General features: G+C 64.7%; 14 protein-coding genes. 6 read left to right on the top strand and 8 right to left on the bottom strand.

Going from position 1 to position 15,474, the window contains the following annotated elements; genetic code table 11:
• Positions 1-12: 12 nt before the first annotated feature.
• The 4 genes from secD to queA all read right to left on the bottom strand — a co-directional run bounded on the left by secD (position 13) and on the right by queA (position 4,626).
• On the bottom strand, positions 13-1,887 hold the full coding sequence (secD, locus tag AC3A6F_RS13070) for a protein translocase subunit SecD (protein ID WP_487681353.1): 1,875 nt from the start codon (positions 1,885-1,887) through the stop codon (positions 13-15).
• A 58-nt stretch (positions 1,888-1,945) separates the two neighbouring features.
• Positions 1,946-2,275 carry a preprotein translocase subunit YajC gene (gene yajC, locus AC3A6F_RS13065; RefSeq protein ID WP_487681351.1) on the bottom strand — a complete coding sequence of 110 codons (330 nt, stop codon included), beginning with the start codon at positions 2,273-2,275 and terminating at the stop codon, positions 1,946-1,948.
• Positions 2,276-2,454: 179 nt separating this feature from the next.
• Positions 2,455-3,594 (bottom strand): tRNA guanosine(34) transglycosylase Tgt, encoded by a 1,140-nt coding sequence (tgt, locus tag AC3A6F_RS13060; RefSeq protein ID WP_487681349.1) that lies wholly within the window; start codon positions 3,592-3,594, stop codon positions 2,455-2,457.
• Positions 3,595-3,603: 9 nt separating this feature from the next.
• On the bottom strand, positions 3,604-4,626 hold the full coding sequence (queA, locus tag AC3A6F_RS13055) for a tRNA preQ1(34) S-adenosylmethionine ribosyltransferase-isomerase QueA (protein ID WP_487681347.1): 1,023 nt from the start codon (positions 4,624-4,626) through the stop codon (positions 3,604-3,606).
• A 105-nt stretch (positions 4,627-4,731) separates the two neighbouring features.
• Between queA and recG the strand changes: the two genes are divergently transcribed.
• From recG to AC3A6F_RS13040, 3 genes are all read left to right on the top strand, one after another.
• Complete coding sequence (gene recG / locus AC3A6F_RS13050) at positions 4,732-6,792, top strand: ATP-dependent DNA helicase RecG (RefSeq protein ID WP_487681345.1); 2,061 nt, start codon at positions 4,732-4,734, stop codon at positions 6,790-6,792.
• 14 nt (positions 6,793-6,806) lie between these two features.
• Positions 6,807-7,208, top strand: coding sequence for a hypothetical protein (locus tag AC3A6F_RS13045; protein ID WP_487681343.1), 402 nt, complete (start codon positions 6,807-6,809; stop codon positions 7,206-7,208).
• A 114-nt stretch (positions 7,209-7,322) separates the two neighbouring features.
• On the top strand, positions 7,323-8,069 hold the full coding sequence (locus AC3A6F_RS13040) for a hypothetical protein (RefSeq protein WP_487681341.1): 747 nt from the start codon (positions 7,323-7,325) through the stop codon (positions 8,067-8,069).
• A 12-nt stretch (positions 8,070-8,081) separates the two neighbouring features.
• On the opposite strand, the gene AC3A6F_RS13035 is transcribed toward AC3A6F_RS13040, so the two are convergent.
• The 4 genes from AC3A6F_RS13035 to pyrC are packed head-to-tail and all read right to left on the bottom strand — an operon-like array spanning position 8,082 to position 11,301.
• Positions 8,082-8,438: a glyoxalase superfamily protein gene (locus tag AC3A6F_RS13035; RefSeq protein WP_487681339.1), complete on the bottom strand. Its 357-nt coding sequence runs from the start codon at positions 8,436-8,438 to the stop codon at positions 8,082-8,084.
• A 10-nt stretch (positions 8,439-8,448) separates the two neighbouring features.
• Positions 8,449-9,438, bottom strand: a complete 990-nt coding sequence (locus AC3A6F_RS13030) for a Gfo/Idh/MocA family protein (RefSeq protein ID WP_487681337.1) — start codon at positions 9,436-9,438, stop codon at positions 8,449-8,451.
• Positions 9,439-9,451: 13 nt separating this feature from the next.
• Entirely contained in the window at positions 9,452-10,243 is a 792-nt protein-coding gene (locus tag AC3A6F_RS13025) for a DUF3025 domain-containing protein (protein ID WP_487681335.1), read from the bottom strand.
• Between the two features lie 8 nt (positions 10,244-10,251).
• Entirely contained in the window at positions 10,252-11,301 is a 1,050-nt protein-coding gene (gene pyrC / locus AC3A6F_RS13020; protein ID WP_487681333.1) for a dihydroorotase, read from the bottom strand.
• A 290-nt stretch (positions 11,302-11,591) separates the two neighbouring features.
• On the opposite strand from pyrC, the gene AC3A6F_RS13015 reads away from it, so the two are divergent.
• The 3 genes from AC3A6F_RS13015 (at position 11,592) to AC3A6F_RS13005 (ending at position 15,361) form a co-directional block, all read left to right on the top strand.
• Positions 11,592-12,860 carry a dicarboxylate/amino acid:cation symporter gene (locus AC3A6F_RS13015; RefSeq protein ID WP_487681331.1) on the top strand — a complete coding sequence of 423 codons (1,269 nt, stop codon included), beginning with the start codon at positions 11,592-11,594 and terminating at the stop codon, positions 12,858-12,860.
• Between the two features lie 93 nt (positions 12,861-12,953).
• Positions 12,954-14,237, top strand: a complete 1,284-nt coding sequence (locus AC3A6F_RS13010) for a metal-dependent hydrolase family protein (RefSeq protein ID WP_487681329.1) — start codon at positions 12,954-12,956, stop codon at positions 14,235-14,237.
• Positions 14,238-14,326: 89 nt separating this feature from the next.
• The gene (locus tag AC3A6F_RS13005; RefSeq protein ID WP_487682084.1) at positions 14,327-15,361 is read left to right on the top strand and encodes a type II asparaginase; all 1,035 of its coding nucleotides are present in this window, start codon (positions 14,327-14,329) and stop codon (positions 15,359-15,361) included.
• Positions 15,362-15,474 lie beyond the last annotated feature (113 nt).

Genomic DNA, 15,474 nt, shown 5'->3' with positions numbered 1-15,474 from the left:
AGTCTCGAGTCCTTACTTCTTGGTGGGCGACATGCCCGGCTGCCAGACCGTGCCGATCGAAATCTTGGTCAGCTTCTTCTTGCGGCCGTACCACAGGTTGGCGAAACCGCGGGCCACGACAACGGCCGAGAACATCGAGGTCAGGATGCCCAGGCAGTGCACCACGGCGAAGCCGCGCACCGGACCGGAACCGAAGATCAGCAGCGCCAGGCCGACGATCAGGGTGGTCACGTTGGAGTCGACGATGGTGTCCCAGGCGTGCTTGGAACCGGCCGCGATGGCCGCCTGCGGCGGCGCGCCGGCGCGCAGCTCTTCCCGGATGCGCTCGTTGACCAGCACGTTGGAGTCGATCGCGACGCCCAGCGCCAGCGCGATTGCGGCAATGCCCGGCAGGGTAAGCGTAATACCCAGAATCGACAGCAGGGCCAGCAGGAACAGCACGTTGGCCGCCAGCGCCAGCGCCGAGAACACGCCGAACAGGTGGTAGTAGACGATCATGAAGACCGCGATCGCCACGAAGCCCCACACGGTGGAGTGCAGGCCGCGATCGATGTTTTCCTGGCCCAGTTGCGGGCCGATCACGCGTTCCTCGACGAATTCCATCGGCGCCGACAGCGCGCCCGAACGCAGCAGCAGGGCCAGTTCGTTGGCGTCCTGCGAGGTGCCCATATTGGTGATCTGGAACGACGAACCCAGCTCGCTCTGGATGGTCGGGGCCGACAGGACGTTGTACACGCCCTTCTCCTTGAGCAGGATCGCCATGCGCTTGCCCACGTTATCGCGGGTAGCCTGGCGGATGCGGCGGCCGCCGTCGCCGTTCAGGTCAAGAGAGACAGCCGGCTGCTGGTTCGAATCGAAGCTGGCGGTGGCGCTCGAGATGTACTCACCGGTCAGGATGATGTCGCGTGACAACACGACCGGGGCGCCGCGGCCTTCGGTAAACAGTTCGGAATTGATTGGGATGGCGGCCGACAGCTCGGTGCCCGGGGTCACGGTCGAATCGACCATGCGCAGTTCGAGAGTCGCAGTACGGCCAATGATGTCCTTGGCGCGCGCCACGTCCTGCACGCCCGGCAACTGGACCACGATGCGGTCGGCGCCCTGCTGCTGGATGATCGGCTCGGTGGTGCCCAGTTCATTGATACGCTTGGACAGGGTCACGATGTTCTGCTTGACACCGTCTTCGATGGAACGCTTGATTGCGTCCGGCTTCAGGCTGACGACCAGTTTCTGGTCGGCGCCGTCGGCGGCGTCGGCGAAGTTGATCTCGTTCGACTGCGCGCTCAGCACGCCGCGGGCAGCGGTGCGGGTGGCGGCGTCGCGGAAGCGCACTTCGATGTTGTTGCCCACGCGTTCGATGCCGGCGTGGCGCACGTTCTTGTCGCGCAGATTGCTGCGCACGCTCGACTGAAGCGCCTTGACTTTATTGTCGATCACGGCCTTGGTGTCGACCTGCAGCAGGAAGTGCACGCCGCCACGCAAGTCGAGGCCCAGGCTCATCGGACCGGCGCCGATCTTTTCCATCCAGGCAGGCGTATTCTTGACCAGGTTGACGGTGACGATGTAATCGGGATTGGCCGGGTCGCGGTTGAGCTCTTTTTCGAGGGCCAACTTGGCCTTGAACTGCTCTTCGGTACCGGCAAAGCGAGCGCGCACTGACGTGCTGTGGCCCGTGCCTTCGAGGGTGATGCCAGTGGAGGGAACGCCGACACGCTTGAGCGCATCCTCGACCAGGCCAACCGAGGCGCTGGTGATGTTCAGGGTCGAACGGCCCGATGTCACCTGCAACGCCGGCGTTTCGCCGAAGTAGTTAGGCGCCGTGTACAACGCGCCGAGCAACAGCGCGAAGACGATCAGTAGGTATTTCCAGACGGGATAGCGATTCATAGTGTTCCGGCGTTCAGGTTGGGCAGTGCGGCCCGGGTGGAGCCGCACAGGCTTGCACTTACAGGGCTTTCAGGGTGCCCTTCGGCAGCAGGGTGGTCACTGCGTTCTTCTGCACGGTGATTTCGGTGCCGGTCGCGATTTCCAGGGACACGTAGGCGTCGGTCACTTTCGAGACGCGGCCCACGATGCCGCCAGCGGTCACGACTTCATCGCCCTTGGTCAGTGCTTCCATCATCGCTTTCAGCTCGCGCTGGCGTTTCTGCTGAGGACGGATCATCAGGAAATACATGACCACGAACATCAGGATCAGCGGCAGGAAGGTCGTCAGGCTGCCCATGATGCCTGGGTCAGCGGCGGCGGTTTGCGCGTAAGCGTTGGAAATGAACACAAGAACTCCGATTGTGAAGTTAAAAAAATAAGCGGTGTATTCTAGCATCGGCTAGACACCGAAAACCAAATCTGGCAATAGGTAATCTTGCTTTTCAGTATTGCAAGAGCCAACTAGAAATTTAGCACGGGGCAGCAGCGTCAATACGATTCTGCCCCGCTCAGCGAGTAAGCAAGCGCTTACACGCCTCGTGCACGGCCCGCATTGAACTCGATGCGGAACGCGTTGAAACGGTCGGCGTCGATGGCGTCGCGCATTTCCTGCATCAGCTTGAGGTAGTAATGCAGGTTGTGGATGGTGTTCAGGCGGGCGCCCAGGATCTCGTTCGAGCGGTGCAGGTGATGCAGGTAGGCGCGCGAGAAATTCTTGCAGCAATAGCAATCGCAGCTCTCGTCCAGCGGCGCCTGGTCGTCCTTGTAACGCGCGTTCTTGATCTTGACGTCGCCGAAGCGGGTGAACAGCCAGCCATTGCGTGCATTCCGGGTCGGCATCACGCAGTCGAACATATCGACGCCATTGGCCACGCCGTCGACCAGGTCTTCCGGCGTGCCGACGCCCATCAGGTAGTGCGGCTTGTTCTCGGGCAGGCGCGGGCCGACGTGGGCCAGGATGCGCTTCATGTCTTCCTTCGGCTCGCCCACCGACAGGCCGCCGATCGCCAGGCCCGGGAAATTAATATCCTCGAGGCCGGCCAGCGACTCGTCGCGCAGGTGCTCATACATGCCGCCCTGGACGATGCCGAACAGCGCATTCGGGTTTTCGCCGCCGGTGAACTCGTTCATCGAGCGCTGGGCCCAGCGCAGCGACATGCGCATCGACTTGGCGGCTTCATCAAAGGTGGCCGGGCGGCCGTCGATCTCGTAGGGCGTGCATTCGTCGAACTGCATCACGATGTCCGAGTTCAGCGCGCGCTGGATCTGCATCGAGATCTCGGGCGACAGGAATAGTTTCGAGCCGTCGATCGGCGAGGCGAACTTGACGCCCTCTTCCGTGATCTTGCGCATGGCGCCCAGCGAAAACACCTGGAAGCCGCCGGAGTCGGTCAGGATCGGTTTGTCCCAGCCCATGAACTGGTGCAGGCCGCCGAACTTGTTCATCACGTCCACGCCGGGACGCAGCCACAGGTGGAAGGTGTTGCCGAGGATGATTTGCGAGCCGACTTCCTTGAGTTCGACCGGGTCCATCGCCTTGACCGAACCATAGGTGCCGACCGGCATGAAGATCGGGGTTTCGATAGTGCCGTGGTTCAGTTTCAGGCGGCCGCGGCGGGCGTGCGACAGGCCGCTGGTGTCTTTTTTAAGCAGGGTAAATTCGAGCATCGTGTGTCTTTAACGTGAAGTAGTCGTCAGCAGCATGGCGTCGCCATAGCTGAAGAAGCGGTATTCATTGGCGATCGCGTGGGCATAGGCCTTGCGGATCGGGGCATAGCCGGCGAAGGCCGACACCAGCATCAGCAGCGTCGACTTGGGCAGGTGGAAGTTGGTGACCAGGCGCGAGACCGTCTTGAAGGTGTAGCCGGGCGTGATGAACAGCGCGGTGTCGGCGCTGCCGGCGACCAGCGCGCCGCTTTGCGAGGCCGATTCCAGCGCGCGCAAACTGGTGGTGCCGACGGCAACCACGTCGCGGCCCGCCGCCTTCGCGGCGCGCACCGCGTCCACCGTCTCTTGCGCAATGGTGTACCACTCGGTGTGCATCTTGTGCTCGCTCAAATCCTCGACCCGCACCGGCTGGAAGGTGCCGGCGCCCACGTGCAGGGTGACGTAGGCGAACTTGACGCCTTTTTGCGCCAACTTGTCGAGCAGGGGCTGGTCGAAGTGAAGGCCGGCCGTCGGCGCGGCCACGGCGCCCGGCTCTTTCGAGTACACGGTCTGGTAGCGCTGCTCGTCGAATTCGTCGGCGGTGTGCTCGATATAGGGCGGCAGCGGCAGGCGGCCGTGGGCTTCGATCAGCTCGAACACGTCACCTTCGAAGTGCAAGGTGAAGAATTCGCCGGCGCGTTCGCCGGTGGTGACGTCGAAGGCGTCGGCCAGGCGGATGCGGTTGCCGGGCTTGGGCGACTTGGAGGCGCGCACCTGGGCCAGCACGGTGCGGTCGTCGAGCACGCGCTCGACCAGCACCTCGACCTGGCCGCCGGTTTCCTTGACGCCGAAGAAGCGCGCCTTGAGCACGCGGGTATTGTTCATCACCAGCAGGTCGCCCGGCTGGAGCTGGTCGACGATGTCGGCGAAGTGGCGGTCGGTGATCTGGTCACCGTCGAGCTGCAACAGGCGCGAGGCGCTGCGGTCGGGCAGCGGCAGCTGCGCGATGCGCTCGGGTGGCAGCTCGAAGTCGAAATCGGAAAGCGAGTACATTATTCTCAATTCTGGGAAAATAAGCGCTGCCAGCTTTACAATACAGGCTCCAGCGCTGATGGCGAACCTTCTATTTTACGCCAGCGAGCGCCATTTTGCCGCGATATGCCCGCCTCCAAGACCACAAATCCTCCCAAAACCCTCGAAAGCAAGCTCGCCCGCCTCGGACTGCGCAGCGACATGGACCTGGTATTGCACCTGCCGATGCGCTACGAGGACGAGACCCAGATCGTGTCGATTCGCGAGGCCTGCCTGCGCGGCGGCCACGTTTCGCAGGTCGAGGGCGTGGTGACCAAGAACGAAATCTCGTTCAAGCCGCGGCGCCAGCTCCTGGTGACGATCGCCGACGAATCGGGCGATTTGCTGCTGCGCTTCATGAATTTCTACGGCAGCCAGGTCAAGCAGATGGCCGAAGGCGTGCGCATCCGTGCTCGCGGCGAACTGAAACACGGCTTCTTCGGGGCCGAGATGGTGCATCCGCAATACAAGGTCGTCAACGAAGGCGCGCCGCTGCCTTCCTCGCTCACGCCCGTGTATCCGTCCGGCGAAGGCCTGTCGCAGACGGTGCTGCGGCGCGCGATCGCCGATGCGATGAAGCGGATCGACTGGAGCGATACCGTCCCCGCAGGCATCCGTGCCAAGATGGGCTTGATCGACTTCGAGCCGGCCGTGAAACTGCTGCACTATCCGCCGGCCGACGTCGACGAACACGCGCTGGGCGAAAAATCGCATCCGGCCTGGGAGCGCATGAAGTTCGACGAGCTGCTGGCGCAGCAGCTGTCGCTCAAACGCGCGCAGCGTGCGCGGCGCGAAAAAGGCGCGCCGCATTTGCGCGCGGTGGGTGCGCTGTCCGACGCATTCCTGAAAGGATTGCCGTTTGCGCTCACCGGCGCCCAGCAGCGCGTGGTCGAAGAGATCCGTGCCGACCTGCGCGAAGGCTATCCGATGCAGCGCCTGCTGCAGGGCGACGTCGGCAGCGGCAAGACCGTGGTTTCGGCGCTGGCCGCGGCGCAGGCGATCGACAGCGGCTACCAGGCGGCGCTGATGGCGCCGACCGAGATCCTGGCCGAACAGCACTTCAGGAAGATCGCGGCCTGGATGGAGCCGCTCGGCGTGAAGGTCGCCTGGCTCACCGGCAGCCTCAAGAAAAAAGAGAAGGCCGCGTCGAACGAGTTGATCGAGTCGGGCGAGGCGAATCTGGTGATCGGCACCCATGCGCTGATCCAGGACACGGTGCAGTTCGCGAAACTGGGCCTGGTGATCGTCGACGAGCAGCACCGCTTCGGCGTCGGCCAGCGCCTTACCCTGCGCAACAAGGGCAGCGACGGCCTGGTGCCGCACCAACTCATGATGTCGGCAACGCCGATCCCGCGCACCCTGGCGATGACGTATTACGCCGACCTCGAGGTATCGGTGATCGACGAGCTGCCGCCGGGCCGCAGTCCGATCGTCACGCGCGCGATCGACCAGATGCGGCGCGACGAAGTGATCGAGCGCGTGTACGCGGCGGCGCTCGAAGGCCGGCAAGCGTACTGGGTCTGCCCGCTGATCGAGGAATCCGAGGCCCTGCAATTGCAGACCGCGACCGAGACCTACGAGACCCTGGCAGAATCGCTGCCCGAGCTGCAGGTGGGGCTGGTGCATGGCCGCATGAAGCCGGCCGAAAAACAGGAAGTGATGGACGCCTTCACGGCCGGCCAGGTGCACGTGCTGGTGGCGACCACCGTGATCGAGGTCGGGGTCGACGTGCCGAACGCCTCGCTGATGGTGATCGAGCATGCCGAGCGCTTCGGCCTGTCGCAGCTGCACCAGCTGCGCGGGCGCGTCGGGCGCGGATCGGCGGCCTCGGTGTGCCTGCTGCTGTACCAATCGCCGCTAGGTCAGGTGGCCAAGCAGCGTTTGATGACGATGCGCGAGACCACCGATGGCTTCGAGATCGCGCGACGTGACCTGGAGATCCGCGGGCCGGGAGAGTTTTTGGGCGCGCGCCAGTCGGGCCAGGCGATGCTGCGCTTCGCCGACCTGGAGCTCGATGGCTGGCTGGTCGACCGCGCGCGCGACGTGGCGCAGTATCTGCTCGATGGCGAAAAGCCCGAGAAGATCGCGGTGGTCGATGCGCACCTGGCGCGCTGGCTGGGCGGGCGCGAGGAATTCCTGAAGGTCTGATAGAAAGACGAACGATGAATACGGAACAGGCATTGAATATCGATGAACTGCGTGCCCTCGCCCTGACCTCGGCCCAGGTGAAGAACAGCTGCGCATGCGAGATCGCGAGTTACCCCGGGTGGACGCGTACGCCGGTATCGTTCCCGCAGGCGCAGATGCGCCCGGCCGGCACGCTGGCCGGCGATCCCTATGCCGAACCGACCTTCGCCGAATACCATCCGCACGGGACCAATTACTGGTCGCCGGATGCGCCGATCGCCATCCACTATTTTCCCTACAACCGCTGCGCGGTCCAGCAATGCACTGTATGCATGCGCTACTGCCTCAGCTATGTGGAAGCGGGCGGCTATTACGTCGAGCCGCGCATTCGCGCGCTCGATGTGCGGCATATCGTGGATGCGCCTATGGTCGAATAGCGACTGTGACAATCGGTTAGAAAGTCCCCCCCCGATTACGGATATCTTTGCTGCAGCGCGATATCCGGCCCGGCATGTCGCGTCCTTCGTTCATCACCAGACACGGAACCGCCCATGCCCTTCATCGGACTCGGACTGCATTTCCTGATCGCCCTCTTCTTCGCGATCCACGCCCTGCGCAACCGCCGCCAGATGTACTGGCTGCTGATCCTGTTCTCCTTCCCCTTACTCGGCAGCCTCGCCTACTTCGTCGTGGAATACCTGCCAGCCTCGCGTCTCGAGCGACGTGGCCGCATGGCCGGGCGCGCGCTCCAGAAGAGCCTCGACCCGGGCCGCGACGTGCGCGAGGCCAGGTGCGCGTTCGACCTGACGCCGACCGCCCACAACCAGATGCGCCTGGCCGCCGCCCTGCTCGCAGCCGGCGAATCCGAGGAAGCGGTGCGGCACTTCGACGCCTGCCTGAATGGGCCGTTCGCCGGCGACCCTGAGGTCATCCTGGGCGCCGCGCGCGCCAATGCCGCGCATGGACAGCCGGCAGCGGCGATTGCGCTGCTGGCGCCGCTGCAGTCGAAGCATCCGAAATTTCGCGCCGACGAAGTCGGACTGGAACTGGGCCGCGCCTATGCCGCCGTCGGCCGGCAAGACGACGCAGGCGCTGAGTTCGAGGCTGTCGTCGAACGCTTCGGCAGCATCGAGGCGCACGTCGAGCTGGCGCTGTGGGCGCTCGCCAACGGCAAGGAGGCAGTGGCGCAGCGCGAGCTGAAGGAAATCGGGCATGCGCGCACGCATATGGAGAAGCATACGCGAGATCTGCACCGGGAGTTGTTCAAGCGGCTCGATGCCGCCACCGCGCCGAAGTAGGAGGCCAGCCCGCTAGCCGGCGAACGTCAGCCTGTTCCCGAACGGATCCTTGACGCTCAGCTCGCGCGTCTCCCACGGCGTGTCCTCGATCCCGGGCCGTGCGTAACCATATTGCTTGGCGGTGAGTTCGGCATGCAGGCCATCGACGTCGTCGACCTCGATCCGCAGCGCCGCGCCCGGGCAGCAATCGCCGTGATGCTCGCTCAGGTGCAGCACGCAGTCGCCGCGCGAGACCTGCAGGTACAGCGGCATGCCGGGGCCGAAGCGGTGGTCCCAGTCGACCGTGAAGCCGAGGTAGTCGACATAGAACTCCCTGGCCTTGGCCTCGTCGAAGATGCGCAGGATCGGCGTGACGCTCCCGAGCTTCATGGCATCGGCCCTATGCGCGGTCGGCCGCGTAACGCAGGCCGATCTGGCGCCGGATCTCGTCCATCACCCCCATCAGCGCCAGCGTTTCGCCCTGCGTCATCGACGGGCTTTCCAGCAGCCCCTGCTGCCAGCAGCGCTGGGCCTCGATCGCCTCGTGCACATAGCCGTTGCCGAGGTACGGGGTCTCGATCGTGCGCTCGCTGCCGTCGTCCAGCTTGACCGTGACCGAGGTCGCGCGGTGGAACATGGTGTTCATCCGCACCTGGCCGCGCTCGCCCGACACGGTCAGCTCGGCCGGCGTGCGCGCCAGGAAGGAGCAGCTGCACACCGACATGCCGCCGCCTTCATGCTTGAGCGTGAAGCCGGTCTGCACGTCGACGCCAGTCGGGCCCATCTCGGCTTGCGCACGGACTTCGATCACTGGCCCCAGCAGACCCGCAGCGACCGACAGCGGATAGATGCCCAGGTCGAGCAGCGCGCCGCCGCCCAGCTCGGGATTGAACACGCGGTGCTCGGGACCGAAGGCGGCAGCGAAGCCGAAGTCGGCGACGATCTGGCGCGGGGTACCGATCTCGCCCGAGGCGAGGATGCGTTTCACTTCCAGGTAAGCCGGCAGGTAGCGCGTCCACATCGCCTCCATCAGGAACAGGCGTTTCGAACGCGCCAGCGTCACCACCTGCTCGGCCTCGCGCAGGTTCATAGTGAACGGCTTCTCGCACAGCACGCCCTTGCCGGCGCGCAGCGCCATCAGGGCGTTGCCGGCATGCTCCGGATGCGGCGTGCCGATGTAGATCAGGTCGACGCCCTCGGCCTGGGCCAGCAGCTCGCACGAGCCATAGCTGGCCAGCGCGCCGAATTCCTCGGCGAAGGCCGCCGCCTTGTCCTGGCTGCGCGAACCCACGGCGGCCAGCACGGCGCCCGGCACGTCCTTCAATGCATTGGCAAAGGCACGCGAAATCTTGCCTGTGCCGAGAATTCCCCAGCGTACCGTTTCAGCCATCGGCTTCTCCCATTCAAGCCGTCCGCTTGGGACGGAACACAGTCGTATCGAGATAAAAATCAGGGTCTTGCCCAGGCCACCAGCCTGGAATGCCCAGCACTTGCAGGGGCGTGAAGCCGCCCGGCGTCAGTTCTTCGTTCGCCAGGCTCGCCGCCACTTCGCGGTCGAGCCATGCACGACGCGCGTCCAATCCCAGCGCAAAGTAATCGTCGCCGGCAAACACCACCCGCGTATGCGCGGTGATCGCCTTGCGCGGCGCCACCAGCTTTTCCATCAGCGCGTGGCCGAACAGCCAGACCTCGACGTCCTTGCCGAACAAGTCACGCTTATCGTACAGGGCCTCTAACCAGCGGTGCGCACGCAAGTCGTCGACCAGCGCACGCCCGGCGTCATCGTCGCGCACCACCAGCAAGGCCGCGTTCTCGTCGAAGATGGTGGCGGCGTCGCGCGCCGGCCCGCGCGACTTGCCGACGCCAGCCTCGGCGATCTGCGCCGCCTGCAGCGCGTTCAGCGCGCGCTTGATACCCGGGAAGGTCTGCCACACCAACGCATTGAAGAAATCGTGCAGGTTGTCGCGGGTCGGCACCTGGCCGGTGGCGCCGATGAATTCTTCATAGGCCGTCCCTTCCGGCAGCGCGGCTTGCGGCACGAAGGACAGCGGCATGCCGCCACCATTACGCAGGTCGAGCGCGCGCGCCGCCACGTTGAAGGCGTCGATGAAGCCTTCCGGCGGCGGCGCGGCGCGCTCGAAAGCCGGGCGCACCGTGTCGTACCAGGGCTGCGCCCAGTCGATCGGCGGCAGCACGGTGCCGCTTATACCATCTTCCAGTTGATGCTCTCGCCCGCGTTCAGCGGCACCAGCTGGTGTTCGCCCATCGGCACCGATTCCGGCAGGGTCCAGCTTTCGCGCTTGAGCGTGATCGTACCAACGTTCCTCGGCAGGTTGTAGAAGGCCGGGCCGTTGAAGCTGGCGAAGGCTTCCAGTTTGTCGAGCGCACCGGCCTGGGCGAAGGCTTCGGTATACATCTCCATCGCGTGCAGCGCGGTGTAGCAGCCGGCGCAGCCGCAGGCGGCGTACTTGGTGTGCACCGCGTGCGGGGCCGAGTCGGTGCCCAGGAAGAAGCGTTCGTCGCCGCTGGTGGCGGCGGTGACCAGCGCCAGGCGGTGTTCTTCGCGCTTCAACACCGGCAGGCAGTAGAAGTGCGGGCGGATGCCGCCGCGGAAGATCTCGTTGCGGTTGTACAGCAGGTGGTGGGCCGTGATGGTGGCCGCGATCGGGCCTTCGGCCTCGGCCACGTACTGTGCCGCGTCCTTGGTGGTGATGTGCTCGAACACCACGTTCAGCGCCGGCATGTCTTTACGCAGCGGGCGCATCACGCGCTCGATGAACACGGCTTCGCGATCGAACAGGTCGATCTCGTTGTCGGTCACTTCGCCATGCACCAGCAGCGGCATGCCGACTTCCTGCATCACTTCCAGCGTCTTGTAGCACTTTTTCAGGTCGGTGACGCCGGCGTCCGAGTTGGTGGTGGCGCCGGCCGGGTACAGCTTGACCGCGTGGATGAAACCGGTGTCCTGGGCGCGGCGGATCTCGTCCGGGGAGGTAGCGTCGGTCAAGTACAGCGTCATCAAGGGCTCGAAGACCATACCCTCCGGCAGCGCGGCCAGGATGCGGGCGCGGTATTCAAGAGCGGCGGCGGCCGTGGTCACGGGCGGGCGCAGGTTTGGCATCACGATCGCGCGGCCGAACTGGCGGGCGGTGTGCGGCAGCACGCTGGCCATCGCCGCGCCGTCGCGTAGGTGCAGGTGCCAGTCGTCTGGGCGGGTGATGGTGATGGTGTCTGGGGTCTCGATGGTGGACATGGCGGCTCTCGGAAACGAATGGCGTATGAAAGGCGTATTTTACCTGCGCTGCGCCGCGCGGCGCGGGGTACGTTCGGCGGGCCGGAAAAGCGTGTCGGATTACCGTAACGACAACGGTGTAAGCGTGCTTGACAGCACTAACTGTGCCTAGGATACTGCGGAACTTGCCATAATCTTCAGTACCAACCGGCCTTCGGTCCTCGAAAACCGGTCATTGCCCGAACAACCTGCCAGCGACAGCGCGATCCGCCGCCGCCGGCCCTGCACAGGTCCACACGACAGGAAGCTTTATGAACAATCGAAATCGCCTGACTACCTTCATCATGATCGCCCTGGTGGTCGGCATCGTCGTCGGCTACCTGGTCAACGCCAATACGGATACGGCGGGCGCGACGAGCTTCTCCGACACGATGTCGCTGATTACCACGATGTTCCTCCGCCTGATCAAGATGATCATCGCGCCGCTGGTGTTCGCGACCCTGGTGGTCGGCATCGCCAAGATGGGCGACGCCAAGGAAGTCGGCCGCATCGGCGTCAAGGCGCTGGGCTGGTTCATGATCGCCTCGGTCATCTCGCTGTCGCTGGGCCTGGTCCTGGTGAACATCTTCCGTCCGGGCGACGCGCTGTTCGCGGCAGGCATGATGCCGCCGGTCGACGCGCAGTCGGGCATCACCACCGGCAGCCTGACGATGAAGGACTTCATCACCCACCTGATCCCGACCTCGATCGTCGACGGCATGGCCAAGAACGAGATCCTGCAGATCGTGGTGTTCTCGCTGTTCTTCGGCACCGCCGCCGCCGCCGTCGGCGCGCGCGCCACGCCGCTGATCGATGCCATCGACGGCGTCGCCCACGTCATGCTCAAGCTGACCGGCTACGTGATGAACTTCGCCCCGATCGCGGTGTTCGCGGCAGTCGCCGGCATCATCGCCAAGAGTGGCCTGGGCGTGCTGTCGACCTATGGCATCTTCATGGCCCAGTTCTACTTCGGCATCGCGCTGCTGTGGATCGTCCTGATCGGCATCGGCATGGCCGTGATCGGCCCGCGCATCTTGCGCCTGATCTCGGAGCTGCGCGGCCCGACCGTGCTGGCCTTCTCGACCGCCTCGTCCGAAGCGGCGTTCCCGAAAACCCTGGAAAGCCTGGAGCGCTTCGGCGTCAAGAACCGCCTGGCCTCGTTCGTGCTGCCGATCGGCTATTCGTTCAACCTGGATGGCTCGATGATGTACTGCACATTCGCGGCCGTCTTCATTGCCCAGGCCTACGGCATCGACCTGTCGATCGGCACCCAGATCACCATGATGCTGGTGCTGATGCTGACCTCGAAAGGCATGGCCGGCGTGCCGCGCGCCTCGCTGGTCGTGATCGCCGCCACCCTGAACCAGTTCGACATCCCGGAAGCGGGCCTCTTGCTGCTGCTGGCGATCGACCACTTCCTGGACATGGCGCGCTCGGCCACCAACGTGATCGGCAATGGCATCGCCACCGCCGTCGTCGCCAAGTGGGAGGGCGACCTGGGAGAACCCAACAAAGAACCCGCCATCTCACCGCTGAAGTAGGTGTGGTGAGCGGCTGCCCGTAGCACCCGAGGCCTTCCAGCAATGGAGGGCCTTTGTTTTTTCAACATCGATAATCACAACAAGGGGAAAGAGATGAAACAGATGGTTGCCGCCGGCATGCTGCTGGCCCTGAACAGTGCGCACGCCGCCACCCAGACGGTCGACTGCGGCCGGCTGCTGGACGTCCAGAAAGGCGCATGGCGCGAGCGCGTCAGCATCGTGATCGAAAACGGCAGCATCGTCTCGGTCGGCCCCATGACGCAAGCCCCTGGCAACATCGACCTGTCGCGCCACAGCTGCCTGCCGGGCCTGATCGACATGCACGTGCACCTGACCAGCGAAACCCAGCCGGCGGTCGACGCCTACCGCGACCGCCTGGCCGCCAATCCTGCCGACATGGCCTATCGTTCGGTGAAGTACGCCGAGCGCACCCTGATGGCCGGCTTCACCACGGTGCGCGACCTGGGCGCCGCCGACAACCTGAACATCTCGCTCAAGCGGGCGATTGCCGCCGGCGAAGTGCCGGGTCCGCGCATGTTCACCGCCGGCAAATCGCTGGCCACCACCGGCGGCCACGCCGACCCGACCAACAACCTGTCGCACTTCCTGTCCGAGAAGATCGGCACGCCCGGCCCCACCGAGGGTGTGCTCAACAGCCCCGAGGAGGCGCGCCAGGCGGTGCGCACCCGCTACAAGGACGGCGCCGACCTGATCAAGGTCACCGCCACCGGTGGCGTGCTGAGCCAGGCCGCCAGCGGCCACAATTCGCAGTACACCGAGGACGAGCTGCGCGCCGTGGTGAGCACCGCGAAGGACTACGGTTTCCGCGTCGCGGCCCACGCCCACGGCGCCGAAGGCATGAAGCGCGCGCTGCGCGTCGGCGTCGATTCGATCGAGCACGGCACCCTGATGGACGACGAAGTCATCGCGCTGTTCAAGAAGGGCGGCGGCTGGTATGTGCCGACCATCTCGGCCGGCCGCTATGTGGCGGACAAGGCCAAGGAACCGAATTATTATTCCGCCCTGGTGCGTCCGAAAGCGGCCGCGATCGGTCCTCAGCTGCAAGCCACCTTCGGCCGCGCCTATAAGGCCGGTGTGAAGATCGCCTTCGGCACCGATGCCGGCGTGTTCCCGCATGGCGACAATGCCAAGGAATTCGGCTATATGGTCGAAGCGGGCATGACGCCGCTTGATGCGATCCGCTCGGCCACGGTCAACGCTGCCATCCTGCTCGACCAGCCGAAGCGCCTGGGCGCGATCGACGCGGGCTTCGCGGCCGACATCATCGCGGTCGAGGGCGATCCCTTGCAGGACGTGAAAGTGCTCGAGGAGGTCAAGTTTGTAATGAAGGATGGCGTGGTCTACAAGAAGCCCTGATTTCCAGGGCGTCCCGCCAGTTTTAGAAAGGTAGTAACACGATGTCCAAGCAGTTCCCCCAAGCCGTACGCACCATGCTGTGCGGCTTCATGTTCATGTTCGCGGCCGCCGCCGTGCAAGCCCAGACGGCCAAGCTGCCGAACGTGACCATCCTCGCCACCGGCGGCACCATCGCCGGCACCGGCGCCACCAGCACCACCACGGTCGGCTACACCGCCGCCACCGTGGGCGTGCAATCGCTGATCGCTGCGGTGCCCGAGATCTCAAGGATAGCCAACGTCACCGGCGAGCAGGTGTTCCAGATCGCCAGCGAAAACATCAGCGACGCGCAATGGCTGCAACTGGCCAAGCGCGTCAACGTGCTGCTGGCGCAGCCGAACGTGGACGGCATCGTGATCACCCACGGCACCGACACGCTGGAAGAGACGGCGTATTTCCTGCACCTGACGGTCAAGAGCAAAAAGCCGGTGGTGGTGGTCGGTTCGATGCGGCCGTCGACCGCGTTGTCGGCCGACGGCCCGATCAACCTGTACAACGCGGTGCGCCTGGCCGGCACGCCCGAGGCGGCCGGCCGCGGCGTGCTGGTGGCGATGAACGACCAGATCCATTCGGCGCGCGACGTCACCAAGGCCAACACCACCACGACCGACACCTTCCGTACGTCGGAACTGGGCGTGATCGGCTATATCCAGGGCGGCAAGCCGTTCTTCTACCGTAACGTGGTGCGCAACCATACGCTGGACACCGAGTTCGACGTGAGCAAACTCGATGCGCTGCCGCAGGTCGACGTGGCCTATGCGTATGCGAACGTGGGCGACGTCGCCGTCAATGCCCTAGTCGCGGCCGGCGCCAGGGGGCTGGTGCATGCGGGCGTGGGCAACGGCAGCCTGCCGGCAAAGACGAAGCCGGCGCTGGTCAAGGCGCGCAAGGACGGCGTCGTGATCGTGCGCGCGAGCCGCGTCGGCCAGGGCATCGTGGCGCGCAATGGCGAAGCCAATGACGACGAGCTGGACTTCGTGGTGGCCGATACGCTGAGCCCGCAAAAGGCGCGCATTCTGCTGATGCTGGCGTTGACCAAGACGACCGGCACCAGGGAGATCCAGCGGATGTTTTATACCTACTGATCGAGTCGGACAGGTCATCTGGCACGTCGTTCCCGCGGAGGCGGGAACCCAAGTTTGCGTGTGAACCACTACTGCATGCTGTTGCGATAAGCGACGGACTTGGGTTCCCGCCT

The organism is Massilia sp. Soil_C_3 (assembly GCF_057657035.1).
This window is presented reverse-complemented; position numbering and strand designations above follow the sequence as displayed.

What these genes read in the sequence shown, in the direction of transcription:
- secD (WP_487681353.1), bottom strand. Translation starts at nt 1,887, where the DNA reads ATGAATCGCTATCCCGTCTGGAAATACCTACTGATCGTCTTCGCGCTG.
- tgt (WP_487681349.1), bottom strand. Translation starts at nt 3,594, where the DNA reads ATGCTCGAATTTACCCTGCTTAAAAAAGACACCAGCGGCCTGTCGCAC.
- queA (WP_487681347.1), bottom strand. Translation starts at nt 4,626, where the DNA reads ATGTACTCGCTTTCCGATTTCGACTTCGAGCTGCCACCCGAGCGCATC.
- recG (WP_487681345.1), top strand. Translation starts at nt 4,732, where the DNA reads ATGCCCGCCTCCAAGACCACAAATCCTCCCAAAACCCTCGAAAGCAAG.
- AC3A6F_RS13045 (WP_487681343.1), top strand. Translation starts at nt 6,807, where the DNA reads ATGAATACGGAACAGGCATTGAATATCGATGAACTGCGTGCCCTCGCC.
- AC3A6F_RS13040 (WP_487681341.1), top strand. Translation starts at nt 7,323, where the DNA reads ATGCCCTTCATCGGACTCGGACTGCATTTCCTGATCGCCCTCTTCTTC.
- AC3A6F_RS13035 (WP_487681339.1), bottom strand. Translation starts at nt 8,438, where the DNA reads ATGAAGCTCGGGAGCGTCACGCCGATCCTGCGCATCTTCGACGAGGCC.
- AC3A6F_RS13030 (WP_487681337.1), bottom strand. Translation starts at nt 9,438, where the DNA reads ATGGCTGAAACGGTACGCTGGGGAATTCTCGGCACAGGCAAGATTTCG.
- pyrC (WP_487681333.1), bottom strand. Translation starts at nt 11,301, where the DNA reads ATGTCCACCATCGAGACCCCAGACACCATCACCATCACCCGCCCAGAC.
- AC3A6F_RS13015 (WP_487681331.1), top strand. Translation starts at nt 11,592, where the DNA reads ATGAACAATCGAAATCGCCTGACTACCTTCATCATGATCGCCCTGGTG.
- AC3A6F_RS13010 (WP_487681329.1), top strand. Translation starts at nt 12,954, where the DNA reads ATGAAACAGATGGTTGCCGCCGGCATGCTGCTGGCCCTGAACAGTGCG.
- AC3A6F_RS13005 (WP_487682084.1), top strand. Translation starts at nt 14,327, where the DNA reads ATGTTCATGTTCGCGGCCGCCGCCGTGCAAGCCCAGACGGCCAAGCTG.